Origin of the sequence: Microbacterium enclense, from assembly GCF_001456955.1 — a bacterium.
In the GTDB taxonomy this organism is placed as follows: Bacteria; Actinomycetota; Actinomycetes; order Actinomycetales; family Microbacteriaceae; genus Microbacterium; species Microbacterium enclense.
Genome location: NZ_KQ758475.1, coordinates 20357 through 44870, shown reverse-complemented (window position 1 = coordinate 44870; position 24514 = coordinate 20357). Strand labels below are relative to the sequence as shown.

General features: G+C 70.8%; 21 protein-coding genes and 2 tRNA genes. 12 read left to right on the top strand and 11 right to left on the bottom strand.

Annotated elements, in window-relative coordinates; translation table 11 throughout:
* Positions 1 to 61 precede the first annotated feature (61 nt).
* Complete coding sequence (locus tag AS029_RS15280) at positions 62 to 1108, top strand: NAD(P)-dependent alcohol dehydrogenase (protein WP_058233459.1); 1047 nt, start codon at positions 62 to 64, stop codon at positions 1106 to 1108.
* Between the two features lie 1014 nt (positions 1109 to 2122).
* Here AS029_RS15280 and pgm read toward each other — a convergent pair.
* A complete protein-coding gene (gene pgm, locus AS029_RS15275; protein WP_058233458.1) occupies positions 2123 to 3769 on the bottom strand; it encodes a phosphoglucomutase (alpha-D-glucose-1,6-bisphosphate-dependent) in 1647 nt (548 codons plus the stop codon).
* A gap of 119 nt (positions 3770 to 3888) precedes the next feature.
* Here pgm and pheA point away from each other — a divergent pair, with 119 nt between their 5' ends.
* Positions 3889 to 4851 carry a prephenate dehydratase gene (pheA, locus tag AS029_RS15270; protein WP_058233457.1) on the top strand — a complete coding sequence of 321 codons (963 nt, stop codon included), beginning with the start codon at positions 3889 to 3891 and terminating at the stop codon, positions 4849 to 4851.
* A 175-nt stretch (positions 4852 to 5026) separates the two neighbouring features.
* Here pheA and AS029_RS15265 read toward each other — a convergent pair whose 3' ends face one another.
* Positions 5027 to 6076 (bottom strand): LLM class flavin-dependent oxidoreductase, encoded by a 1050-nt coding sequence (locus AS029_RS15265; protein WP_058233456.1) that lies wholly within the window; start codon positions 6074 to 6076, stop codon positions 5027 to 5029.
* 198 nt (positions 6077 to 6274) lie between these two features.
* Between AS029_RS15265 and AS029_RS15260 the strand changes: the two genes are divergently transcribed.
* A complete protein-coding gene (locus AS029_RS15260; RefSeq protein ID WP_058233455.1) occupies positions 6275 to 6700 on the top strand; it encodes an Asp23/Gls24 family envelope stress response protein in 426 nt (141 codons plus the stop codon).
* Between the two features lie 155 nt (positions 6701 to 6855).
* Here AS029_RS15260 and AS029_RS15255 read toward each other — a convergent pair whose 3' ends face one another.
* Positions 6856 to 8226, bottom strand: a complete 1371-nt coding sequence (locus AS029_RS15255) for a cryptochrome/photolyase family protein (protein WP_058233454.1) — start codon at positions 8224 to 8226, stop codon at positions 6856 to 6858.
* Between the two features lie 215 nt (positions 8227 to 8441).
* Positions 8442 to 9731 carry a diacylglycerol/lipid kinase family protein gene (locus AS029_RS15250; RefSeq protein ID WP_082642338.1) on the bottom strand — a complete coding sequence of 430 codons (1290 nt, stop codon included), beginning with the start codon at positions 9729 to 9731 and terminating at the stop codon, positions 8442 to 8444.
* Positions 9732 to 9907: 176 nt separating this feature from the next.
* Between AS029_RS15250 and serS the strand changes: the two genes are divergently transcribed.
* Together serS and AS029_RS15240 are read left to right on the top strand one after the other, a co-directional pair.
* Positions 9908 to 11176 (top strand): serine--tRNA ligase, encoded by a 1269-nt coding sequence (serS, locus tag AS029_RS15245; RefSeq protein ID WP_058233453.1) that lies wholly within the window; start codon positions 9908 to 9910, stop codon positions 11174 to 11176.
* Positions 11173 to 12072, top strand: a complete 900-nt coding sequence (locus AS029_RS15240; RefSeq protein WP_058233452.1) for an HAD family hydrolase — start codon at positions 11173 to 11175, stop codon at positions 12070 to 12072. The genes serS and AS029_RS15240 overlap by 4 nt, the downstream gene beginning before the upstream one ends.
* Positions 12073 to 12342: 270 nt before the next feature.
* On the opposite strand, the gene AS029_RS15235 is transcribed toward AS029_RS15240, so the two are convergent.
* Positions 12343 to 12633, bottom strand: coding sequence for a PLDc N-terminal domain-containing protein (locus AS029_RS15235; RefSeq protein WP_058233451.1), 291 nt, complete (start codon positions 12631 to 12633; stop codon positions 12343 to 12345).
* A gap of 270 nt (positions 12634 to 12903) precedes the next feature.
* A complete protein-coding gene (locus AS029_RS15230) occupies positions 12904 to 14154 on the bottom strand; it encodes a DUF2254 domain-containing protein (RefSeq protein WP_058233450.1) in 1251 nt (416 codons plus the stop codon).
* 84 nt (positions 14155 to 14238) lie between these two features.
* Here AS029_RS15230 and AS029_RS15225 point away from each other — a divergent pair.
* From AS029_RS15225 to AS029_RS15215, 3 genes are all read left to right on the top strand, one after another.
* Positions 14239 to 14323, top strand: a tRNA-Ser gene (locus AS029_RS15225).
* A 570-nt stretch (positions 14324 to 14893) separates the two neighbouring features.
* Complete coding sequence (locus AS029_RS15220; protein WP_058233449.1) at positions 14894 to 16183, top strand: LCP family glycopolymer transferase; 1290 nt, start codon at positions 14894 to 14896, stop codon at positions 16181 to 16183.
* Positions 16184 to 16284: 101 nt separating this feature from the next.
* Positions 16285 to 16376, top strand: a tRNA-Ser gene (locus tag AS029_RS15215).
* Between the two features lie 58 nt (positions 16377 to 16434).
* On the opposite strand, the gene AS029_RS15210 is transcribed toward AS029_RS15215, so the two are convergent.
* Genes AS029_RS15210 through AS029_RS15200 form a run of 3 tightly spaced genes read right to left on the bottom strand, consistent with a single transcriptional unit; the run spans position 16435 to position 18016 of the window.
* Positions 16435 to 16695 (bottom strand): DUF6510 family protein, encoded by a 261-nt coding sequence (locus AS029_RS15210; protein WP_058233448.1) that lies wholly within the window; start codon positions 16693 to 16695, stop codon positions 16435 to 16437.
* A complete protein-coding gene (locus tag AS029_RS15205) occupies positions 16695 to 17429 on the bottom strand; it encodes an FAD-binding oxidoreductase (protein WP_058233447.1) in 735 nt (244 codons plus the stop codon). Before AS029_RS15205 ends, AS029_RS15210 begins: the two co-directional genes overlap by 1 nt.
* Positions 17426 to 18016, bottom strand: coding sequence for a molybdopterin-dependent oxidoreductase (locus AS029_RS15200; protein WP_058233446.1), 591 nt, complete (start codon positions 18014 to 18016; stop codon positions 17426 to 17428). Before AS029_RS15200 ends, AS029_RS15205 begins: the two co-directional genes overlap by 4 nt.
* Before the next feature lie 226 nt (positions 18017 to 18242).
* Here AS029_RS15200 and AS029_RS15195 point away from each other — a divergent pair, with 226 nt between their 5' ends.
* Positions 18243 to 19130, top strand: coding sequence for a DUF808 domain-containing protein (locus AS029_RS15195; protein ID WP_058233445.1), 888 nt, complete (start codon positions 18243 to 18245; stop codon positions 19128 to 19130).
* A 15-nt stretch (positions 19131 to 19145) separates the two neighbouring features.
* On the opposite strand, the gene AS029_RS15190 is transcribed toward AS029_RS15195, so the two are convergent.
* Positions 19146 to 19706, bottom strand: a complete 561-nt coding sequence (locus tag AS029_RS15190) for a flavin reductase family protein (RefSeq protein WP_058233444.1) — start codon at positions 19704 to 19706, stop codon at positions 19146 to 19148.
* Between the two features lie 221 nt (positions 19707 to 19927).
* Here AS029_RS15190 and AS029_RS15185 point away from each other — a divergent pair, with 221 nt between their 5' ends.
* The 3 genes from AS029_RS15185 to AS029_RS15175 are packed head-to-tail and all read left to right on the top strand — an operon-like array spanning position 19928 to position 23082.
* The gene (locus AS029_RS15185; protein ID WP_228375967.1) at positions 19928 to 20980 is read left to right on the top strand and encodes a permease; all 1053 of its coding nucleotides are present in this window, start codon (positions 19928 to 19930) and stop codon (positions 20978 to 20980) included.
* The gene (locus tag AS029_RS15180) at positions 20973 to 21728 is read left to right on the top strand and encodes a TIGR03943 family putative permease subunit (protein WP_058233443.1); all 756 of its coding nucleotides are present in this window, start codon (positions 20973 to 20975) and stop codon (positions 21726 to 21728) included. The genes AS029_RS15185 and AS029_RS15180 overlap by 8 nt, the downstream gene beginning before the upstream one ends.
* Complete coding sequence (locus AS029_RS15175) at positions 21709 to 23082, top strand: hypothetical protein (protein ID WP_058233442.1); 1374 nt, start codon at positions 21709 to 21711, stop codon at positions 23080 to 23082. Before AS029_RS15180 ends, AS029_RS15175 begins: the two co-directional genes overlap by 20 nt.
* Before the next feature lie 115 nt (positions 23083 to 23197).
* Here the strand turns inward: AS029_RS15175 and AS029_RS15170 are convergent, their stop codons facing one another.
* Positions 23198 to 24424 carry an acyltransferase family protein gene (locus AS029_RS15170; RefSeq protein WP_058233441.1) on the bottom strand — a complete coding sequence of 409 codons (1227 nt, stop codon included), beginning with the start codon at positions 24422 to 24424 and terminating at the stop codon, positions 23198 to 23200.
* Positions 24425 to 24514: the final 90 nt, after the last annotated feature.

The following is a 24514-nucleotide window of genomic DNA, read 5'->3' as shown; positions in this document are numbered from 1 at the left end:
CCCGCCGGTGGGTGCTGACGGAGGATGGATGCATCCGCATCGACCCCCTCTGAGGAGAACCATGCACGTCAACGCCTACGCGGCGTCGTCCGCGACCTCACCCCTCGAGCCCACGACCATCGAGCGCCGCGACGTCGGCCCGAAGGACGTCCTCATCGACATCGCCTACGCCGGCATCTGCCACTCCGACATCCACACCATCCGCGGCGAGTGGGGCGACGTGCCCTACCCCCTGACCGTCGGTCACGAGATCGTCGGCACGGTCGCCGAGGTCGGCTCCGAGGTCACCAGCCACAAGGTCGGCGACCGGGTCGGCGTCGGCTGCATGGTCAACTCGTGCCGTGAATGCGAGAACTGCAAGGCCGGCGAGGAGCAGTACTGCGAGAAGGGCAACATCGGCACCTACGCCGGCAAGGACGTCGACGGCACGATCACCCAGGGCGGCTACAGCGAGAAGATCGTCGTCGACGAGCACTTCGTGCTGCGCGTTCCCGAGTCGATCCCCTACGAGAAGGCAGCGCCCCTGCTGTGCGCCGGCATCACGACGTACTCGCCGCTGAACCACTGGAACGCCGGCCCCGGCAAGAAGGTCGCCGTCGTCGGCCTCGGCGGTCTCGGCCACATGGCCGTCAAGATCGCCCACGCCATGGGCGCCGAGGTCACCGTGCTCTCGCAGACGCTCAGCAAGAAGGACGACGGCCTGAAGATGGGCGCCGACCACTACTACGCCACGAAGGACGACGAGACCTTCGAGAAGCTCCAGAAGAGCTTCGACCTCATCATCAACACCGTCAGCGCCCCGCTCGAGCTCAAGCAGTATCTCGGGCTCCTGGCGCTGAACGGCACGATGGTCAACGTCGGCGCCCCGCCGGAGCCGCTGCCCATCCAGGTCTTCACGCTGTTCACCAACCGTCGCTCGTTCGCCGGTTCGTCGATCGGCGGCATCCGCGAGACGCAGGAGATGCTCGACTTCTGCGCCGAGAAGGGCATCGCGCCCGAGACCGAGCTCATCTCGGCCGACCAGATCAACGAGGCGTACGAGCGCGTGCTGAACAGCGACGTGCGCTACCGCTTCGTCATCGACGCGAAGACCTTCGCCCCCGCCTGACCCGCGGTTCTTCCGGTCCGGGCGTGGATCCCGGATGCCACGGCCCCGACGTTCTCCGGAGCGTCGGGGCCGCGGTATCCCGTCGCCCTGCCCGCGAGCGCTGTGGCGATCGCCGTCCGTTCGCCCTGCCCGCGAGCGCTGTGGCGAGCGTGCCAGGCCGTGGCATCCCGTCGCCCTCCCCGCGAGAAACGCCGTTTCGTCCGAGACACGCCTTGCGGTGCCGTTTCTGCCTCGCCGCGCCGTTTGTCGGCGGGAACCGCGCGCGCCGGGGCCGCGGCATCCCGTCGCCCTCTCCGCGAGAAACGCCGTTTCGTGCGAGACACGCCTTGTGGTGCCGTTTCTGCCTTGCCGCGCCGTTTATCGCGAGGTCTGCGGCGATCACCGCGGGCCGCGGCCTCGGATTCCGGATGCCGCAGCCCCGGCGTTCCGCTGAGCGCCGGGGCCGCGGCATCCCGTCGCCCTCCCCGCGAGAAACGCCGTTTCGTGCGAGACACGCCTTGCGGTGCCGTTTCTGCCTCGCCGCGCCGTTTGTCGGCGGGAACCGCGCGCGCCGGGGCCGCGGCATCCCGTCGCCCTCTCCGCGAGAAACGCCGTTTCGTGCGAGACACGCCTTGTGGTGCCGTTTCTGCCTTGCCGCGCCGTTTATCGCGAGGTCTGCGGCGATCACCGCGGGCCGCGGCCTCGGATTCCGGATGCCGCAGCCCCGGCGTTCCGCTGAGCGCCGGGGCCGCGGCATCCCGTCGCCCTCCCCGCGAGAAACGCTGTTTCGTGCGAGACACGCTTTGCGGTGCCGTTTCTCGCTCGCCAGGGTGTTTCTCGCAGCGGTTCGGCACCGACCCCGACCCCGCACCCGCACCCGACCCCGCACCGACCCCGACCCCGTCCCGCACCCGCCCCGCCCCGTCCCGCACCGCCCCGGCCCCGCACCGCCCCCCGCCCCGGCCCCGCCGCCGCGCCCACACACCCGAAAGCGGCGCCGCCCCGAAGGGCGACGCCGCTTTCGAACCGCGCGGGTCAGGCCTGGCCGAGCGCGGCCGAGACCACGGCCCGTGCCTCTTCCTGCACCGCGCGCAGGTGGTCCTCGCCGCGGAGCGACTCGGCGTACAGCTTGTAGACGTCCTCCGTGCCGGAGGGGCGGGCGGCGAACCACGCCGACTCGGTCTGCACCTTGAGGCCGCCGATCGCCGCGCCGTTGCCGGGCGCGTGCGACAGCTTCGCGGTGATGGGCTCGCCGGCGAGCTCGGTGGCGGTCACGGCATCCGGAGACAGCTTCGACAGCGCCGCCTTCTGCGCGGGCGTGGCCGCAGCGTCGACGCGCTGGTACGCCGAGGCGCCGAACTCGGCCTCGAGCTCGGCGTAGCGCTGCGAGGGCGTCTTGCCGGTGACGGCGAGGATCTCGGCGGCGAGCAGGCAGAGCAGGATGCCGTCTTTGTCGGTCGTCCAGACCGTTCCGTCCTTCCGCAGGAACGACGCCCCGGCCGACTCCTCGCCGCCGAAGGCGACGGAGCCGTCGAGCAGGCCCGGCACGAACCACTTGAAGCCGACGGGGACCTCGAGCAGCGTCTTGCCGAGCGATGCGGCGACGCGGTCGATGATCATCGACGACACGAGGGTCTTGCCCACGGCGGCGTCGGTCGGCCAGCCGGGGCGGTGCGAGAACAGGTAGTCGATCGCGACGGCGAGGTAGTGGTTGGGGTTCATGAGCCCCGCGTCGGGGGTGACGATGCCGTGCCGGTCGGCGTCGGCGTCGTTGCCGGTGAGGACGTCGTAGTCGGCGCGCGCGGCCACGAGTGAGGCCATGGCCGACGGCGACGACGGATCCATGCGGATCTTCTCGTCCCAGTCGAGGGTCATGAACTTCCACGTCGGGTCGACCTCGGGGTTCACCACCGTGAGGTCGAGGCCGTAGACCTCGGCGATGAGCGCCCAGTACTCCACCGACGCGCCACCCAGGGGGTCGGCGCCGATGCGGACGCCGGCGCTCTTGATGGCATCCACGTCGATGATCGATGCCAGGTCGCGCACGTACGCGTCGCGGAAGTCGTACTGGCCGAGGTTCTCGAGATCGATCTCGGTGTGGGGGGTGCGCAGGACGCCCGCCAGGCCCGCAGCGATGAGCTCGTTCGCGCGGTCGGCGATCCAGCCGGTGGCGTCGGTGTCGGCCGGGCCGCCGTGCGGCGGGTTGTACTTGAAGCCGCCGTCGCGCGGAGGGTTGTGCGAGGGGGTGACGACGATGCCGTCGGCACGGCCCGGGTCGTCGGCCGCACGGTCGCGGTTGTACGTCAGGATGGCGTGACTGAGCGCCGGGGTGGGCACCCAAGCGTCACGCGAGTCGACGCGCACGTCGATGCCGTTGGCGACCAGCACCTCGACGGCGCTGCGCTCGGCGGGCAGCGACAGGCCGTGGGTGTCGCGTCCGAGGAAGAGCGGGCCCGTGATGCCCTGTGCCGCGCGGTAGTCGACGATCGCCTGCGTGGTGGCGAGGATGTGGTCTTCATTGAAGCTCGTACTCAGTGACGACCCCCGGTGGCCGCTCGTGCCGAACGCCACGCGCTGCTCGGGCACCGCGGCATCCGGCTTGCGGTCGTAGTACGCGGCGATCAGTTCGTCGATGTCGATGAGATCGGATGCCTCGGCGGGCTGTCCTGCACGGCTGCTCATGCGCCCAGTCTGCCCGCTCCCTCCGACATGCGCACACGTCATTGCGGATTCGTCGGGGATCGGTCGTCGCCGCCGCATTCCGGCGGGCGCCCGCACCCCCGCGGTCTAGGCTGTACGCCGTGCTGCCCGACACAGACTCCACGCCCGCCCGCCGTACCTACAGCTACCTGGGGCCGGCCGGAACGTTCACCGAGGCGGCGCTCGCGCAGGTGCCCGAGGCTCGCGATCAGATCTGGCGGCCCGTGCGCAACGTCGGCGAAGCGCTGGCCGACGTTGTCGAGGGGCGGTCGGATGCCGCGATGATCGCGATCGAGAACTCTGTCGACGGCGGCGTCTCCACCGCGCAGGACGCCCTGGCCACCGTGCCGGGGCTGCGCATCGTCGGCGAGTACCTCGTGCCGGTGAACTTCGTGCTCGTCGGCCGGCCGGGCACCCGTCTCGACGGCGTCTCGCTGGTCGCCGCGCACCCCGTCGCCTACGGGCAGTGCCTCGGCTGGCTCAGCAAGAACCTCCCCGCACACGCGCATCTGCCGGCGGAGAGCAACGTCGCCAGCGCGCTCGGTGTGCTCGACAAGACGAGCGCCGCGGATGCCGCGATCGCGGCGCCCGGAATCGTCGCGCACCACGAGGTCGAGGTGCTCGCCGAGAACATCGGCGACAACCCCAACGCGGTGACGCGCTTCGTGCTCGTCAGCCGCACCGTCGCCCCTGCTCCTCCGACGGGCGCCGACAAGACCTCGCTCATCGTCGAGCTGCCCGAGGACCACCCCGGTGCACTGCTCGAGCTTCTCGAGCAGTTCGCCACGCGGGGCATCAACCTGAGCCTGCTGGCATCCCGCCCCATCGGCGATGCCCTCGGCCGGTACCGCTTCGTCATCGACGCCGACGGGCACGTGCACGACGAGCGCATGGCCGACGCGCTGCTCGGGCTGCGTCGATTCAGCCCGAAGGTCATCTTCCTCGGCTCCTACGCCCGCGCCGACCGCGCGATCGTGCGGTACCCGCAGCGCTACAGCGACGACGTGTTCGTCGAAGCCCGCGACTGGCTTCGCGGGCTGCTGAGCGGCGAGCCCGAGGCCTGACCCCCCAGCTGAGGTCACTGAGCCTGTCGAAGGTCCCGGGACCCGCTCGTCCCAGGTCCCTGAGCCCGTCGAAGGGCCCGGGACCCCGTGGTGGGCCCGGTGGCTTCGACGGGCTCAGCCCCCTCGCATCTCAGGTCCCTGAGCTCGTCGAAGCGCCCGGGAGACCCGCGGAGCGTCAGGCCGCGACAGCCGCCGTCGCCGCGATGAGCTCCAGCGTCTGCGCGCGCCCCTCCGACCCTTCGCCGTCGTAGGCACCCGCCACCGGCGACATCATGATCTCGTCGACGCCGTGCTGCGCGGCGAAGGCGGAGAGCTGGCCCTGCACATCGGCGCCGGTGCCGACGAACCACTTCTGGCGCGTCGAGGCCATGAGCGACTCGGCCAGTGCGTCGAACGGGTCGGCCTTGGCCTGTTCGATCGTCTCGAGCGGGGTCAGCGGGCGGTTCGTGCGCAGGCGGGCCATCATGCGCAGCTGCGGCAGAGCGCGCTCCTCGGCCTCCTCCGCGGTGGGGGCGGCGACGACGTTGGCGGTGACGAACGTGCGCGGACCCTCGCCCGACTCGTTCGGCACGAACTGGTCGCGGTACAGCCGCAGCGCGTGCTCCAGCCCTTCGCCGGCGAAGTGGTTCGCGAACACGTACGGCAGACCGAAGCTCGCGGCGAGCTGCGCGGAGTAGTCGCTCGATCCGAGCAGCCAGACCTGCGGCATCCCGGATGCCGAGGGGGTCGCCTTCACCTGGTACTCCGTGCCGGAGGTGAAACGCACGGTCGCGCCCTCGGGCGAGGTCAGCGCCATGATGTCGGTGACGTGGTCGGGAAAGCGTGAGACGTCGCTCGTGGTGCCCGAGCGGTTCAGCAGCTGCGTGATGACCGGGTCGCTGCCCGGAGCCCGGCCGATGCCGAGATCGATGCGGCCCGGCGCGATCGCCTCGAGCGCCGCGAACTGCTCGGCGACGATCAGCGGCGAGTGGTTCGGCAGCATGACCCCGCCCGAGCCCACGCGGATGCGGCTCGTGCGCGCGGCGGCCGCGGCGATGAGCACCGGGGGAGAGGTGGATGCCACGGCGGGCATGTTGTGGTGCTCGGCGAACCAGTAGCGGGTGTAGCCGAGGCGGTCGGCTCGCTCGACGAGGTCGAGGGCGGCGCTCACCGCCTGGGCACTGGTCTGCCCGTGGCGCACGGGCACGAGGTCGAGAACGGAGAGGGAGGGGATCGCGTCGTTCACCTTCGATCCAACCTCCGCCGGCCTCGCGCTATTCCTGCGGCCGGATCGGTCGAGCGCGGGCGCCGGAGTCGACTCGTGGCCGGGGCGGACGATCTCAGGTTCCTCTCAGGAAGAAATCCGTGACGAAAGCCGCGCTGCTCGCGTCTTACCTATGACATCGCGGGACGCACGGTCCCGGCACGACGGAAGGAAGCGAACATGGCTGAGAACACCACCACCGCCACCCCCACCACCGCCACGAAGGACGGCGGCTCGACCGTCATCGTCGACGCCGTCGTCGCCAAGGTCGCCGGCATCGCCGCGGCCGAGGTTCCCGGCGTTCACGCCCTCGGAGGCGGCGCCGCCCGCGTCATCGGCAACATCCGCCAGGCCGTGGGCGCGAAAGACCACGCCCAGGGCGTGAGCGTCGAGGTGGGCGAGACCGAGGTCGCCGCCGACATCTCGATCCAGGTCGACTACCCCGAGCAGCTGCAGCGCGTGGCCTCGAACGTCCGCGCGGCCGTGCACCAGGCCATCACCGAGCTGGTCGGCATGAAGGTCGCCGAGATCAACGTGACCGTGGTCGACGTCTTCATCCCGGGCGACGACGACGAGGACGACGCCGACGAGCAGCGCGTCAACTGACGAACGTTCCAGAAGGGGCGTCACTGCGAGGTGGCGCCCCTTCGTCGTACCCGGATGCCATGGCTCTCGCGTCCGCTCCCGCGAGCGTGACCGGATGCCATGGCATCCGCGTCCGCCTCGGGCCACCCGTCCTGCCGACGGGATCGGATTTCCGCTCAGCCGCCGTGGCGCACGTGCGCGTAGGCGTCGAGCGCGCGCTTGCGCGTCTCGCCGAGGTCGACCATCGGCTGGGGCGGGTCGTCGCCGAGGTACTCCGGCGCCCACTCGCGCACGTACTGGTCGTGCGCGTCGAACTTCTTGCGCTGCGTCTCCGGGTTGAAGACGCGGAAGTACGGGGCGGCGTCCGCGCCGGATCCCGCGACCCACTGCCAGTTGAACGGATTGCTGGCGGCATCCGCGTCGACCAGGCAGTCCCAGAACCACTGCTCGCCGTGGCGCCAATCGATCAGCAGGTTCTTGATGAGGAAGGATGCCGTGACCATGCGCACGCGGTTGTGCATGACGCCGGTGTGCCAGAGCTGGCGCATCCCGGCATCCACGACGGCGACGCCGGTCTCACCCTTCTGCCAGGTCTCGAGGTGCGCGCGGTTCAGCTTCGGCCAGGGGAAGTCGTCGAAGTTGCGCCGCCAGTTCACCGTCGCGATGTCGGGGGAGTGGTAGGTCACGTGCCAGGCGAACTCGCGCCAGACGATCTCGGAGAGGAACCCGCTCGCACTCTTCGCGTGCTCGCCCGAACCGCGATGCTCGACGGTGTCGTGCCACACCTGGTAGGGGCTCAGCTCGCCCCAGCGCAGGCGCGGCGAGAGGTTCGACGTCGCCCCGCCCGCGAATTCGTCGCGATACTTCGAGTAGTCGCCGAGGTCGTCGTCGAGGAACTCCTTCAGCCGCGCCTTCGCCGCCGGTTCGCCCGGCTCCCAGGTCTCCCGCAGGCCGCCGGCCCAATCGGGCTTCGTGGGCAGCAGATCCCACGCGCCGAGGTCATCGCCGTCCACCGTGCCGTCGAAGCCGGGGATCTTCCGCGCCTCGGGCATGGGGGGACGCGGCGCGGGGAGCTTCTGCACCGCGCGGGCGAAGGGACTGTAGACGCCGTACGGCTTGTCGGACTGCGTCCGCACCGTCCAGGGCTCGTACAGCAGGTTGGCGGCGAACGACGCGACGGTCACTCCGTCGTCGCGCAGCTTCTCCTTGATGCCGGCGTCGATCTCGCGCTCGACGCCGCCGTAACGGCGGTTCCAGAACACCGCGCCGGCACCGACCTCCTCGACCACGGCCGGCACGACCTCCGCCGCCTTGCCGCGCCGCAGCACGAGCGAAGCGCCACGCTCGGCGAGGCGATCGCCGAGGGATGCCAGTGACCCGTGCAGCCACCACCGCGCGGCCCCGCCGATGAGGCGCACGCCGTCGGACTCCTCGTCGAGCAGATACAGCGCCACGATCGGCTCGTCGCGGTCGAGTGCCGCGCGAAGGGCCGGATTGTCGGTCAGGCGCAGGTCGTCACGGAACCACACGATCGAAGGCGACGGCATCCCTCGACGCTATCCACCGCGGCATCCCGTGCTGCGGGCTTGACACTGGTGTGCACGGGTCTGCGCCGGCCCCGGCCACTGCGCGCGCCCGGCCCGACGTCGAGGACGTACCCGTTCGATGAAGACGCATTCAGTTCGTCGCATCCGCGTGCGGTCTCGACGATCGCGTGCGTCTTCGCCGCCGGCCGCGCGGCGCCCACGTGCCACGGCCGGCGTCACAGGGTCGAGACGTCGTGACCCTTCGGCAGCGCGATGGCGAGGCCGCCCGGGACGATGCGCGTGTAGATGCGCGTCGCCTCGCCGAACTCGTCGCCGTCGAGCTCGATCGGCTGTGCGGGGGCGGTGGCCAGCTCGATGCCCGTACCGCGCAGGTAGCGCACGGAGGTGTCCTTACGGCGTTCGAGCACGCGGCGGCCCGCGCGGAACTTGCGCAGCACGGAGTTGTCCCACACGATGCTCCGCCAGACGCCCAGCCACCCGAGCACGCCCGTCGGCTGCAGCACGGCCACGTCGATGCGGCCGTCGACGATGGAGGCGTCGGGGATGAGCGCCACGCCGCCCTGCAGGGCGCCGCAGTTCGCGAACAGCACGCTGTGCACCTTGGCCGAGTGCAGGCGATGACCGTTCAGCTGGTACATCACCCGGAACGGCTTCGCACCGACGAGCGACCGGGCGGCCCCATCGACATAGGCGACCCAGCCGACCTGCTTCTTCAGGTCGTCCCGGGTGTTCTGGATCATGGCGGCGTCCAGACCCATGCCCGCCATGACCGAGAAACCGTGCTCCTCGATCTCGCCGTCGGCGCGACGGATGCGCGCGATGCCGGTGTCGATGGCGTGCACGTCACCCTCGAAGGTGGCGCGGATCATCGCGTCGGTGTCGGTCAGCGGAAGGTTGAGGTTGCGGGCGAGGAGGTTGCCCGTGCCGCTGGGCACGATGGTGAGCGGAACCCCGGTCGACGTCAGCGCCTCGGCCACGGCGCGGACGGTGCCGTCGCCGCCGGCCACGAGCACGGCATCCACCTTCTCGTCGAGGGCGGCGCGGGTGGCGTCGTCGCCGAGGTCGTCGACGGTGGTCTCGTAGAAGAGGGGCTCGGCCCAGTCGGCCCCGGCGGCCAGTTCGGCGACGCGCGCCCTCAGCGTCTCGGGCTCGACCTTCGTGGGGTTGTACACGAGGGCGGCGCGCTTCTTCTGCGTGTCCTCCGCGTCGATCGGCGCCTCGTCGCCCTCGGCGTCGACGCGCTGCGTCTTGCCGGGCAGCTCCTCCGACGAGTCGGGGGAGACGTCCTCGGGCTGATGGATGACGTCGTCGGGCTCCGCCGCCTCTTTGGGGTCGGGGGCGTCCTTGCGAGGCCGGTCGCCGACATCGTCGCCCAGGCGTGCGGCGTGGAAGTGCTCGCTCGAACCGTCGGCTGCGGCGGCATCCGCCTTCACCTCTTCGGGGGCGTCGGCGGGGGTCTGTTCGGGGGACTCCGCGTCGTCACGCGGCTCGTCAGGGGCGGCCATGGCATCCACCATAGGACCGCGATCCCTGCCGCGACCGGGTGAAAGGACGGGGTTGACGCGGGGGATGCCGCGCGCTCATGCGCGGGGTGGACCCGGTGCGTCGTTCCGTGTCTCCCGCTCGACGCGTCGCCCGGCGCCGACAGGACGATGTCGGACGCCGACCCTAGGATGGACGCGTGATCGACCTGACTCTGCTGCGTGAAGATCCCGAGCTCGTGAAGCGCTCCCAGATCGCCCGCGGGGAGTCGCCGGATTCCGTAGACGACGCGCTCGCCGCCGACCGCGACCGCCGCGCCGCCATCACCGCCTTCGAAGAGCTGCGTGCCGCGCAGAACGCCCACGGCAAGCGCGTCGCGCAGGCGCCGAAAGACGAGAAGGCGGCCCTCGTCTCCGAGGCGAAGCAGCTCAGCGAGCAGGTGAAGGCCGCGCAGCAGGCCGCGAACGAGGCGGAGGCGGCCGCCGAGGCCGCACTGGCGAAGATCGAGAACATCGTCATCGAGGGCGTGCCGGCCGGTGGCGAAGAGAACTTCGTCACGCTGCGCACTCACGGCGAGGTCCCGACCTACGACTTCACCCCGCGCGACCACCTCGAGATCGGCGAGCTGCTCGGCGCGATCGACATGGAGCGCGGCACCAAGGTGTCGGGCAGCCGCTTCTACTTCCTCACCGGCATCGGTGCCCGTCTCGAACTCGCGCTGATGACCCTCGCCCTCGACCGCGCGCTGCAGGCGGGCTTCACCCCGATGATCCCCCCGACGCTCGTGCGGCCCGAGGTCATGCGCGGCACCGGCTTCCTCGGCCAGCACGCCGACGAGGTCTACCACCTGCCCAAAGAAGACCTCTACCTGGTGGGCACGAGCGAGGTGCCCCTCGCCGGGTATCACATGGACGAGATCCTCGACTTCGGTCGCGGTGCCAAGCGATACGCCGGATGGTCCACGTGCTACCGCAGCGAGGCGGGCTCGTACGGCAAAGACACCCGCGGCATCATCCGCGTGCATCAGTTCAACAAGCTCGAGATGTTCGTCTACACCGACCCCGCCGACGCCGAGGCGGAGCACGAGCGCCTCGTCGCCATGCAGGAGCGCATGCTGCAAGACCTGGGCCTGGCCTACCGCGTGATCGATGTGGCGGCCGGCGACCTGGGCTCGAGCGCCGCGCGCAAGTTCGACATCGAGGCCTGGGTTCCCACGCAAGACGCCTACCGCGAACTCACCAGCACCTCGAACTGCACCACCTACCAGGCGCGTCGCCTCGACACCCGCTTCCGTCCCGCCGACGGCGGCAAGACGCAGCCCGTCGCGACGCTGAACGGCACCCTCGCCACCACCCGATGGATCGTCGCCCTGCTCGAAACGCACCAGCGCGCCGACGGCTCGGTCACCGTGCCCGAGGTGTTGCGACCGTACCTGGGCGGACTCGAGGTCATGGAGCCGATCGCGTGACCGACGAGGCCGCTCTTCCCGACACCGGCGCCGTCGAGAGCGCGCCGAAGCAGGAGGCGGCCGACACGGTCGCCGCGCTGGCCGACGACGCCCCCGTCGGCCGCATGCTGATCGCTCTCGACATCGACGGCACCGTCCTGCTCGAAGACGACACCCTGAGTCCGGGCGTCGTCGAGGCCGTGACCGATGCCGCCGAGGCGGGGCACGAGGTGATGCTCGCCACCGGCCGCAGCTGGGACAGCACGCACACGATCATGGATCGTCTCGGCATCCGGCCCGAATACGCGGTGTGCTCGAACGGCGCCGTGATCATGCGGCGCGTCGGCGACGAGACCTCCGACGCCTACGAGCGCGCGCACGTCGAGACCTTCGATCCCACCGAGGTGCTGACGCTGCTGGGCGAGCACCTGGCCGGAGCGCACTTCCTCGTCGAGCTGCCCGACGGCACCCGCCTGTTCACGGACTACCTCGACGACTGGAACCTTGTCGGCGCCAACCGGGTGTCGTTCGAACGTCTGGCGGACCAGCCGGTGTGCCGCGTCGTCGTGGTCGCCCCCGAGCAGACCGATCAGGACTTCCTCCAGTTGGTCGAGCGCATCGGCCTCAGCCAGGTGTCGTACGCGATCGGGTGGACGGCGTGGCTCGACATCGCGCCGCAGGGCGTCGACAAGTCGACCGCGCTCGAGCGCGTGCGGGCGTGGCTCGACATCGCGCCCGAGCGAGTGCTGGTCATGGGCGACGGCCGCAACGATATCGAGATGATGCAGTGGTCCGTGCGCAACGGCGGCCGCGCGATCGCCATGCACCAGGGGCCGCCCGAGGTGCACGAGGCAGCGGGCGAGGTGGGTCTGTCGGTGACCGAGGGTGGCGTCGCCGCCGCGCTCCGCGCCCTCTGACCCGTCTTCCCGCGGTGTCTCGCCGTCGGCCGACCGCCTTCCGCCGAGCTCCCGGCTGAGGTCCCGCCCCGCCGCCGAGCACCCGGCTGACGTCCCGCCCCGCCGCCGAGCACCCGGCTGACGTCCCGCCCCGCCGCCGAGCACAACGGCGGGGATCGGTGACGACACGCCGAGGTCGGCGGCGAGTGGGCGGCGTGTCTGCGGCTCGTCCTGCCGTCATGCCCGCGCCGCGAGGGCCGCGTCCGCTCCCGGCGGTTCTCGGCGCGCGTGTCACACGCGCGCGAACCCGCCCGCGACGTGCGCGGCGCGGTCGGCGAGGGATGCGGTGCGATCGACGACGGTGATGGGCCGGTGGGCCGCACGGTGATCGGCGACGCGCGCCGCCTCCCACGCGACGAGCCCGACCGGCGGCAGCAGAAGCAGAGCGGTCGCCCAGGCGGCGCGAAGCCCGGGAGACGCCTGCGAGTCTCTCACGGCGACGATGGCGGCGAAGATGGATGCCGCGTAGACGAGCGCGAAGACGGCGAGAACGATCTGCGCTGACAGCGGGGTGACGAGCATGATGACCTCCTCATCTCGAACGGCCCGGCGGGTCGTGGGGTGATGTTCTCGGTCTACGCCGGTCGCGGCGGCGTCGGGCGACTCCGCGGCGAACTGATAACCCCGTCGTATCCGTTACTCAGACGTCAGATCGGTAGTCACTCCGACGTGCCCCGCCCCGGCCGACGCCGACCTTCCGTCCGGCACCCCGCCGGGAACCGGTCTTCGAGGCGGAGCCGGAGTCGAATCTCCTGCGTCGTGCCGCCACGCACCCGTCGACCTCGCGGCCGACTACCGCCCCCACGCCTCCCGCACCGCTCGCCGCAGGATCCGCCCATCGCTCCGGTCGAGCTGGCGACGGCTCCGCTCGTACGCCGCGCGCGCGGCATCCCGGAACACCCCGGCCCGCGCGGGAGCGGATGCCGAGAGCGAGGCGAGGCATTTCTGCAGCCGCACCTGCACCTCGACGTCGGCCGCGCCGTCGCGCGCCAGCGGGCGGAAGGCGTCGTCGACGAGATCGACGAGTGCGGGCGCCGCGACGAAGACGCGCTCGTGCTCGATGTCGGCTGCGGCGTCGACGGAGAGGCCGCGGGCGAAAACCCGCTGCAGCGCGGCGATGACCTCGATGGCGGTGCCCGGGTCGTTCGTCGCGGCCGACAGGGCGCGGCTGCCGATCTCGGTGAGCGCGATCACCCCGAAGCGCGGGTCCTGCTCGTACGTACGGTGGTTCTCGATGCGGAACGCGCGACGGATGCCGGACCGCACGTCGTCATCGACGTCCCCTACGACCGCGGCGAGCGGAACGCGCGCGTCGGCGATGCGACCCGGCGTCGCGCGAACGTGCACCTCGATCCCGTGTCGATGCGCGAGGCGGTCGAGCCCGGCGACGTCGACATGCGTGACGTAGCCCACCCCGTCGGCGTGGACCGCGGTGGCATCCGCGGGCACGACGGTCGCCGGCCGTGCCCCGAGCGTCGGCGACTCCGCGTGCACCTGGAACGACAGCGTCGCGGCCTTCTCGACACGGTCGATGACGTCGGCCATGCGTCCGAACGTCGACAGGTGGGAGATCCAGCGCAGCAGGGTGAAAACGACGATGGCGATGACGACCAGGGTGGCGACGAACAGGATGGTGCGCCCGCGCGGTTCGTAGTACCCGGTCGAGAGGGCGACGATGCCGACGAGCGAGAAGGTGAATGCGCCGATGAACGTGGAGACCGCGTTCTGCGAGGTCGGGTCGGCGATGAGCAGGGGCGTCGACCGGGGTGTGGCGGTCGTGGTGGCCGACGAGAAGGCCGTGACCATCGCCGTGACAGAGAAGGTGCTGACCGTGAGCATCGCCGTGGCGATGATCTGGAGCAGCGAACCGACGGAGTTCTGCGCCAGGTCGATCCCGAATTCGAACGGCAGCACCGGGCCGAGGTAGTTCGCCGCCAGGGCGACGACGACGGCGATGAGCGTGAAGGCCGCGGCCCGCACCCACACCTGTCTTCCGAGGCGGAGGAAGAAGGATGCCAGGGAGCTGCGCGTCGTGGTGGCCATTCCGCCGACGCTATCCGGTCGGGCCGGACCCGCCCCGGGGCTGGACGCCGCCTGGCGGGGCGGTCGGTAGACTCGGTGCGTCCGGGAGGGTTGTCCGAGCGGCCGATGGACCTGGTCTTGAAAACCAGTGGGCAGCAATGTCCCGTGGGTTCGAATCCCACACCCTCCGCAACGCGAAACGCGGGCCCCGCAGGGGTCCGCGTTTCGCGTTATGACCGGTTGAGCGGGATGAGAACGCAGTTGGGCCCACGCCGCCGGAGGCTCCGCGTGCCGCGGAGCGGCGCGTGGAGGGGCGGTGGGGTCACCGACGCCGGGCTGCTCAGTCGCGGTTGCTGCGGGCCGCGATGATGCCCATCACCACGGTGGCGATGAAGAGGCCGATCATGCCCGCGATGATGGCGTAGGTCTCGAACGTCTCGCTCATGCGTGACGCCTCACCGGCGGTCGCGCCGCGAGCGGGCGGCGACGATGCCCATCGTCAGTGTCGCGAGGAAGAGTCCGGGTACGAAGATGATCATGGCGACCATGTCGACGGACGGGAACATGCGTACCTCCTCGTTCCGTTCTGACGATAGGGGTCGACGGTAACGGCAGGGCGTCCGGAAGGCGAACGCTCGAAGCCGTCGCGAGGACGCCTTCACGGCATTCACAGCCGTGCGTCCCTAGTATTGCTGCGACCTCCGACCCGCCGGGGTCGACGTGCTGCCGGGCCGGTGGCATCCGTCGCGAAAGGACCCGAGTGAGCAAGACGACCACACCGCGCGGTCAACGCACCGTCGCCCGCCACGGGCGGCTGTCGTCGCCGGGCCCCTTCGCCCAGCTCTTCCGCGGTCTTGCCATCGTGCTGGCTGTCGTGCTCGTCGCCGGCGGTGCCGTCTTCGCCTACGCCGCGATCGACCTCACCCGCAGTTTCACCGCCGACGCGGTCGATCTGAAGGGGCAGCCCGCGGTGCCGCCGGATCTGGGCGAGCTCAAGGGTGGCGTGAACCTGCTGCTCATCGGCACCGACGAGTGCGAACCCGACTTCGCGCAGCTCTTCGGCGACCGCTGCTCCGGCGACGACGCCGAGGGCAACCTCAACGACGTCAACATGCTGGTGCACATCTCCGACAACCCGCGCCGGGTGACGGTCATCTCGTTCCCGCGCGACCTCATGGTGCCGATCCCGTCGTGCACCGACGAAGACGGCAACGTCAACTCGGCGATGAGCAAGCAGCAGATCAACAGCGCCTACCTCTACGGCGGCCTGTCGTGCGTGGCATCCACCATCTCCGACCTGAGCGGTCTCGAGATCCCGTTCGCCGCGAAGGTCAGCTTCGGCGGCGTCATCAACATCACGGATGCCATCGGCGGCGTCGATGTCTGCATCGCCAACGGCATCAAAGACCCCTACACGGGCATCGACTGGCCCGCCGGCATGCGCCAGGTGAAGGGCCTCGACGCCCTGCAGTTCCTGCGCACCCGCCACGGCGTCGGCGACGGCGGCGACCTGGGCCGCATCTCGAACCAGCAGCAGTACATGTCGCGTCTGGCCAACAAGCTCAAGAGCCAGGAGGTGCTGTCGAACCCCGCGACCCTGTACAAGCTCGCGTCCACGGCGCTGCGCAACGTCGACCCGTCGACCTCGCTCACCAACCCGCTCACCCTCGTGCAGATCGCCTCCGCGGTGAAGGACGTCCCCTTCGACGACATCGTCTTCATCCAGTACCCGACGTACACCGACCCCTACGACGCGAACCGCGTCGTGCCCGACTACGAGGACGCCGACACGCTGTGGGCCGCGCTCGCCGCGAACCAGCCCCTCGAGCTCTCGGGCAACCTGAGCGACGGCGACGGCGTCGTGGTCGACGAGAACGCGACGCCCGCGCCCGCCGAGACGCCGGCCCCGAGCGAAACGGCAACCCCCGAGGCCACCGACAGCGCGGAGCCCACCCCGGCACCCACCTCGTCGGCCATCGCCCTGCCCTCCGGAATCGCGGGCCAGACGGCAGCGCAGGCGACCTGCTCGAACGGCAACGTCCGCGAGTGATCCTCGGCCCAAGCACCCGGCATCCTGATCGTGGTTCGGATGCCGGGTGACGACGGGCTAGTATGGACCGGTGTGTTCGAGCCGTACGGCTTCGATCACCTGGAGACGTCGCATAGTCAGGCCTAGTGCACCACCCTGCTAAGGTGGAGTCCCCGTAAGGGGACCGAGGGTTCAAATCCCTCCGTCTCCGCCATCGAGAAGCCCCGGTTCGCCGGGGCTTCTCGCGTATCCCGTCGATCGTCGTGACGAGATCAGGCTCTTCGGATCTCGAGAGCGCTGAGTCCCGGCATCCCGAGCCACGTCCTGCCATCCGGCGCGTCGACGAGGGTGACGAGCACCGCCTCGCACGAGCGGCACCGCACGACGACCCCCATGTCGCTCGCGTAGACGGCGGCCGTGGCGAGAAGTCCCGGGACGCCGCAGTGTCTGCAGCGCACGAGGGATGCCGTGGCATCCCAGCCGAGGAGGTCGTCGAGACGACCGGCCAGGGCGTTTCCGTCGAGCAACGACATCACGAACCTCCGAACCTCTCCGTGCGGACACGTGCCGGCGCGTGCCCTGCGTCGATGAGCCATCCGGCGACGGCCTCGACGAACGGCGTCGGTCCGCACACGAACACCCGGGGCTCCTGGCCGGCGGGGAGGACGGCTGCGCGGAGGCTCTCCGCGGTGAGGCGACCGGGGGCGCTCGCGAAGCCGGGCGGCGCGGTCCGGGTGTAGACGATGTCGAGGTGAAGGCGATCGCCGTCGGCGAGGGCGCGTAACTCGTCGCCGAAGAACACGTCGTCGGACGAGCGCACCGAGTACAGCATGCGGAACGGTGCGGTGTCGTCGCTTGCGGCGTGCGCGGATGCCATGGCGTACAACGGCACGACTCCCGACCCGCCGGCGATGAGTTGCACGGGCGCGGGGTCGGGCGAGGGCGTCCATACGAAGAAGGCGCCGAGAGGACCGTGCACCTCGATCCGGTCGCCCTCGCGCAGGTCGTGCACGAGGAAGGGCGAGACCTCGCCGTCGGGCACCTCGTCGATCACGAGCACGACCCGGGTGCCCTCACCCGACGACGCGACCGAGTAGGAGCGGCTGGCCTGATACCCGTCGGGTGCGGTGAGGCGCACGTCGAGGTGCGCCCCCGCGTCGTTGCCCGGCCAGGTGGCGATCTCGAGCTCGATGCGCCGGGCCGTCGCGGTCTCGGCGCGCGTGCCGACGACCGTCGCGACGTGCCAGGAAGGGCTTCGGCGGCTCACCCGTACCGTTCCTCGCGCCACGGGTCGCCGCGCGGGTGGTAGCCGTTCTGCTCCCAGAACCCGGGCTTGTCGTGCGGCATCGTGATGAGCCCCTGCACCCACTTGGCGCTCTTCCAGAAGTACAGGTGCGGCACGAGCAGGCGCGCGGGTCCGCCGTGCTCGGCGCTGAGCGGTTCGCCGTCGGCTTCGAACGCGATCCAGCTCTTCCCGCCGAGCAGGTCGTCGAGGGCGAGGTTGGTGGTGTACCCGCCGAAGGAGTGCACCATGGCGAAACGGTGGTCCGTCTGCACCTCTGCGAAGATCCGGTCGAGCGACACCCCTCGCCAGGGCATGTCGAGCTTCGTCCAGTGCGTGACGCAGTGGATGTCGACGACGATGTCCTCCATGCCGAGCGCCTGCAGCTCGGCGCGATCCCAGCGGTGCACGCCGTTCTCGGTGCCGATCGCGAACTCCCAGGCGTCGGGCGCGACGCGGGGGGTGGGGCCCGCGGACAGCACCGGCCAGTCCGACACCAGGCTCTGCCCGGGAGGAAGCCGCGGATCGCGCTCGCGGCGACGGCCCCCGAAGCCGCGGGTGATGAACGACATGGCATCCCTTCGACGGGGTCGATGTGTGGATTTACCCTAGCCATCCGCCCGGGCGCGGGACAGGGGTCGGTGAGCGGGAGGGGAGGGCGACCGGGTGGAACCCCTCCTCCCACACCGGACGTCCTCCTCCGCCGGGGTACCACCGCCGCTGCCCCGGCGCGCCACCCGCTAAGGTCGTCCCGCGGCGCACACGCGCCCAGCCCCCTCACCCCCGGGAGAAGCGCACATGTCGGTCGGACTCCTCGCCGTCGTCGATGACATCCTCAGCGCCGCCGTGAAGGCCAGCGCCAAGACCGCCGGCGTGGTCATCGACGATGCCGCCGTCACGCCGCAGTACGTGCAGGGACTGACTCCCGCGCGGGAGCTGCCGGTCGTGTGGAAGATCGCGCTCGGCAGCATCCTCAACAAGTACGTCGTGATCATCCCGATCGCGCTCCTGCTCACCGCCTTCGCGCCCTGGGTGCTGCCGTACCTGCTGATCATCGGCGGCGGTTTCCTCTGCTTCGAGGGTGCAGAGAAGGTGCTCGAGTGGTTCGGCGTGCATCACGGCGCGCACGACGACGACGGCCCGCGCGACGAGAAGAAGCTCGTGCTCGGCGCGGTGCGCACCGACCTCATCCTCAGCACCGAGATCATGCTCATCGCCCTGTCGAGCCTCGACCCCGACTTCGGCATCTGGATGACGCTGGGCGCCCTGCTCGTGATCGGTCTGGCGATGACGGTGATCGTCTACGGCGCCGTGGCGCTGCTCGTGAAGCTGGATGACATGGGCCTGCGCCTCATGAAGAGCCCGTCGCGCGGCATCCGTCGCTTCGGCGTGCGGATCGTGGCATCCATGCCCGCCGTCTTCCGTGTCATCAGCATCGTGGGGACCGTTGCGATGCTGTGGGTCGGCGGTCACCTCGTGGTGCAGAACCTCGCCGAGACGCTCTGGTCGGGTCCGTACGACCTCGTCCACGTCGTCACCCACGCGATCGAGGCGGCGGGACCGGTCGTCGTCTGGATCGTCGACACGGCGATCTCGGCCGTGTTCGGTCTCGTGCTCGGCCTGATCATCGTCGGCGTGGTCACGGGTGTCTCGCGCCTGACCCGTCGCGGCGCGACCGCCCACTGACCCCGGCGCGACGCCTCAGTCGAGCCGCGAGTGCTCGCCGAGGCGGTGCCAGCTGCGGTTGTAGTACACCAGGGCGGCGCCCGCCTCGCCGGGCTCGAGGTCGCGTTCGACGTCGACCTGCAGGGCCTGGGCGGCGATGACGGTCGACCCGCCGGCATCCATCCGGCTGACGATCTTGCACCGCAGCCACGCCCGCACGCCGTGGTAGACCGGCTCGCCGGTCGCCAGGCGCGACCAGGCCGACGTGTCGGCGAAACGGTCGAGGCCGCTGGTCGCACCGGCGCGGGCGAGCGAGATGTCTTCGGCGTCGAGCAGGTGCACGACGATGGTGTCGGCGGCGATGATCGTCGGGGTCGCCGACGACAGCGCCGACACCGAGAAGATCAGCAGCGGCGGGTCGGCGCTCACCGACGACACCGACGAGGCGGTGAGGGCGACGGGGCCCTTCTCTCCGTAGGCCGTGATGACCGCGATGCCTCCGGGGTGGCCGCGGAACGCGCGCTTGAAGTCGTCGGCCGACACCGACGTGCCGATGGCCGGGGTGCTCTCGGGGGCGCCGTGCGCAAGCGAACTCATACCTACGACGGTAGGCGCTGTCGGCGCGCAGGGGGCCCTCTGGCGCAATACGACGAAACGCGTCCCACCAGACCGCCCATCCGCGAAGACCGCGCGTGCCGTCCGTCCGGCCGATTCATGGCACGCTAGTCAGCGCCGATGCCGCGGCCCGTGGGGGTCGCCGCCGCGGCATTCGACGAGCGATGCATCGCACCGGTGCACGACGAAACGGAGACCCGACGATGGGCAGTCCGATGAAGGGCAGTCCGACGAAGCCGCGCCCGACGCCCCTCGCGTCGCCCGCGGCGGTGTCGACGCCCCGCCTCTCGCGGGCGTTGCCCGTCGCGGCGGGTCTTGTCCTCGTGGCGGTCGTCGCCCGCGTTGTCACCCTCGACGCGCCCAACGCCCTTCCCAGCGCTCTCTCCGACGGCATCACGCTGGCCGCGAGCGTCGTCATCGAGTCGCTGCCCTTCGTGTTCCTCGGTGTCGTCATCTCGATCGCCGTGCAGCTGTGGGTGCCGACCCGGGTGATGGATGCCATCGTCCCGCGTCGTGGCATCCCTCGGCGGGCGGTGCTGTCGCTGCTGGGCGTCGTGCTCCCGGTGTGCGAGTGCGGGAACGTCCCGCTCGCGCGCGGCCTGATGATGCGGGGCTTCTCGGTCGCCGATTCGGTGACGTTCCTCCTCGCCGCCCCGATCCTCAACCCCGTCACCCTCGTGACGACCTACCAGGCGTTCGGATGGAGCGACGGCATCCTGGTCTCGCGTCTGGTGGGCGGCTTCGTCATCGCCAACCTCGTCGGGTGGCTGGTGAGCCTGCACCCCGATCCCTCGCGTCTGCTCACCCCGGCATGGGCTGCCGCATGCGCGGCGGCACCGGAGGGCCGCGAGCGCCCCAGCCTGGCGCGCGCAGCGGGGATGTTCCGCGACGAGATGTCGGCCATGCTCCCGGCCCTCTTCGTCGGCGCGGCCATCGCCGGGCTCATCCAGGTCGCGATCTCGCGCGAGACCCTGACCGGGGTGGGCGGTCACCCGGTCGTCGGCATCCTGGCGCTCATGGCGCTGGCCTTCGTCATCGCTATCTGCTCGAACGTCGATGCCTTCTTCGCGCTCTCGCTCGCGTCGTCCTTCTCGCCGGGCGCCCTCGTGGCCTTCCTCGTCTTCGGGCCCATGATCGACGTGAAGATGCTCGCGATGCTCGGAACCACCTTCCGCGCCCGGGCTCTCGCCGCGATCACCCTGATCGCCGCTCTCGGGGCACTGACGATCGGTCTGGCGGTGAACCTCGTTGTCTGACTTCCTGGCACGCTGGACCGGCCTGCTGCTGTGCGGCATCGGCGTCATCGCCACCCTCGCGCTCGCCGCGGCCGGCGATCTGACGCTCTACATCCACCCGCGCTACGTGGTGTTCACCGTGGCGCTGGTCGTCATCGGTGCGGTGCTCCTGTGTCTGTCGGTCTGGTTCGCGGCGACCGGGCGGGACCACCGGCACGATCACGACGCAGAGGGTCACGTGCACGACCACGACCACTCCACCCGTCCGTCCGCATGGCGTCGTGCGGGCCTCCTCGGCGGGGGTGCGGTCGTGGTGGTCGCGGCTCTCGCCCTGCTGGTGGCCCCGCCGACGACGTTGAGCGCAGACCGCGCGCTGACCAGCGCCGCCGCGACCGACGGCGGGGGCGACGTGCCCGCCCCCGTCCTCGTCGGCAGCGACCCGACCCGGTTCTCGGTTCGCGACTGGGCGACGATCCTCGGCAGCGGCTCCACGGCCACCGACCTGGTCGGTCAGCGCGCCGACGTGACCGGCATCCTTCTGCTCGACGACGGCGGCGGAGCGCGCATCGGCCGCTACGCCGTCACGTGCTGCACGGTCGACGCGCAGCTGTTCGCCGTGCCGCTCGACGACGCGCAGCTGCGTTCGGGCCTCGCGTCGGGAACGTGGGTGCGCATCACCGGCTCGTTCGCCGACGCCGACGGCGTCACCCGTCTCGTTCCCGACGCGGTCGAGGAGGTGACCGAGCCCGATGACCCCTACCTCTCCTGAGCGCACGAGACGTTCGCCCCGTCGCTTCCGTCTCGCGGCGGGCGCGATCGTCGGCGTCCTCGTCGCCGCGAGCACGACCATGGCCGTCGTGGCCCTCGAGCGGGGGCCGCAGGTGCGCGCGGTCACCGGCGACACGGCACTGACGGTCTCGCAGCAGGGGGTGACGGTGACCGTGCGGACCGACCAACCCCTCGACCCGTCGTCGGCCGACGGCATCCGCATCGAACCCGACGCTCCGGCACAGATCGACGTGAACGGCGCGAGCGTGCGTGTGCGGTTCACCGACACCCTCGCCTTCGCCACCGACTACCGCATCGTCGTCCCGCGTTTGGAAGGCCAGACGACGGGCACGACGAGCGCGACCGAGTTCGCCTTCACGACCCCGGCCCTCACCGTCACGACGCTCGAGCGCGGGGGAGCATTCGACCGCTCGGCGGGCGACGACGATCGGATCGTCCGCCACGATCTGTCGCACGGCGCCGACGAGACCCTCATCTCCGCGCCTCGCATCCAGGAGTACGCCGACGACGGCGACAGCGTCGTCGCGCTGACGATCGACGCCGAGGGGACGTCGCACCTGCTGCACACCCGACCCGGCGAAGAACCTCGGTCGGTGAGCACGCCGGGAGCGGGCGATGTGCGCCTGCTGCGAGCGTCGAGCGACGCCGGTCACCTCGGCTACGTCTACACCGGCTCCTCCGGCGATGGCGCCGAGGTCTACACGAGCGCGCTGTTCATGCTCGACACCACCGTCGAGGGGTCGTCGCCGCGCGTCGTCGTCGGCCTCGATGGAGAGCCGCTGCAGACCGCGGCGTGGCAGTTCGTGCCGGGGAGCGCGTATCTCGTCGCGCAGACGGCGCAGGGCAGCCTCATCCTCGTCGATTCCACCGGAGCCGCCCCACCGCGGGTGCTGGGGGAGCTGGGTGAGCTGCGTTCCTTCCTGCCGGGCACCACCTCCGTCGTCGTGGGCTCCCTCGCGGGGCTGTCGGTGCTCGACCTCACGACGGGCTCGATAGAGGCGGTCCCCGGTACCGCGGGCGGAGGGGTCGGATCGGGCGCGCTCGTCGTCTCGACGGATGCCACGGTCACCTGGACGCCGTCCGAGGTCACGCGCGCGACGGCCGGAGCGGATGCCATGACGGTGACGCGCGCGGCGGCAGGCGAGCGCATCGAAGAGGTGTGCGTCTCGCCGAGCGGACGCCATCTCGCGGTCGGCGTCGTCCCCGCCGGTGCCCCGATCGACGGGTACCCGGCCCGCGCCGACTGGCAGGGTCGCGCGACGGATGTCGTCGACGCGGTCTCGGGCGAGACGGTCGCCCGGGTGACGGGTACGCGGCCGGACTGGTGCGGTTGAGCGCACGCGATCGCTCCGGGTCGCGGCGTTCGTCGATCAACGGGTCGCACGCCCCGCGAGGCGGGGAGGGGCGGCGGTCCGCCCGCGATCCGAGGTCGCGCGAAGCCGAGCGGGCTCAGACGGTCTCGGCAGGTGCGGCCTCGGGCCGCAGCTCTCTCCGCGTCGCGAAGCGGCGGGCGACCCGTCGAGCGAGGTGGTGGCTGGGGCGTTCGACGAGACGGAAGAACACCTCCGCCAGCCCGAGCGCGACGACGATCACGAGGGGCGAGAGGAAGAGCGGGTTGACGGACTCGGGAAGGAGTCGGCCGAAGGCGACGATCATCGGCTCGTGCACGAGGTACAGGCTGAACGAGCGGGTGCCCAGCCAGCGCAGCGGGCGCACGCTGAGAAGGGCGCCGAGGCCCGGCGAGAGGATGACGAGGATGACGAGAAGCGCGGCGCCGAGCACCTGCAGCACACGCGTGGCCGGTGCCACGAGGTCGAGCGCCCCTTCGCCGATCGGAAGCGCGAACACCATCCAGTAGCTCGTGATCAGCAGGACCGTGAGCACACCGAGCCACGCGAAGACGGGGGTCGGGTTGCGCAGGCGGTCGCGCAGCGCCACCAGACGGTCCCACTCGAAGGCGATGAGGCAGCCCAGCGCGAAGATGGGCAGCTGGAACAGGGCGCCGAGGGCGTAGGGGCGCTCGATCGGCCCCTCGTACGCCCCGATGGCGAGCAGCGCGAGCACGACGACGACTTTCACGGCGAGGCCGCGCCGCCACTTCGCCGCGAACAGGATGAACAGCGGCAGCAGGAGCGAGAAGATGATCTCCCACTTCAGCGACCAGAGCACCGTGTTCGTCATCCCCGGCTGTGCGGGCACGATGAGGATCAGGTCGCGCAGGATGCCGAGCGGCACCGGATCCATGTGGATCTGCAGGAAGCGGCTGCCCTCGACGAGGTCGGGCAGCGCGTAGATCCAGATCAGCGCGACGCCGATCGAGGCCCAGACCGGCAGGTAGAGCCGCACGAGGCGGCTGGGGTAGTAGGCCCGCCAGTCCATGCGTGATCGGCGTGCGGGCAGGCACAGCACGAATCCGCTGAGGACGAAGAACACGAAGACCGCGACCGACCCCTCCCACGGCAGGTGCAGGGGAGTGTGGGTCAACCACCACATCGCATCGGCCGGCGTCGTGGTGGGGCGCGGGTCGGCGAAGGGGGTGACGAAGGCGTCCGACAGCAGCAGCGAGTGCAGCAGCACGACGACCATCGCGGCGACGCCGCGGAGTCCGTCGAGCCCCTCGATCCTGCGACCACCGGCGTTCGGATTCGGCTCGGTCGTCGTGGCAGCACTGTGCATGTGGTCTTCCCCCCGGCTGTGGCCCCGGCGTCAGCATAGGGACTCAGCGTGTCATCCGTGTAACGCACGACTCCGGCCGGGGAGCGTACG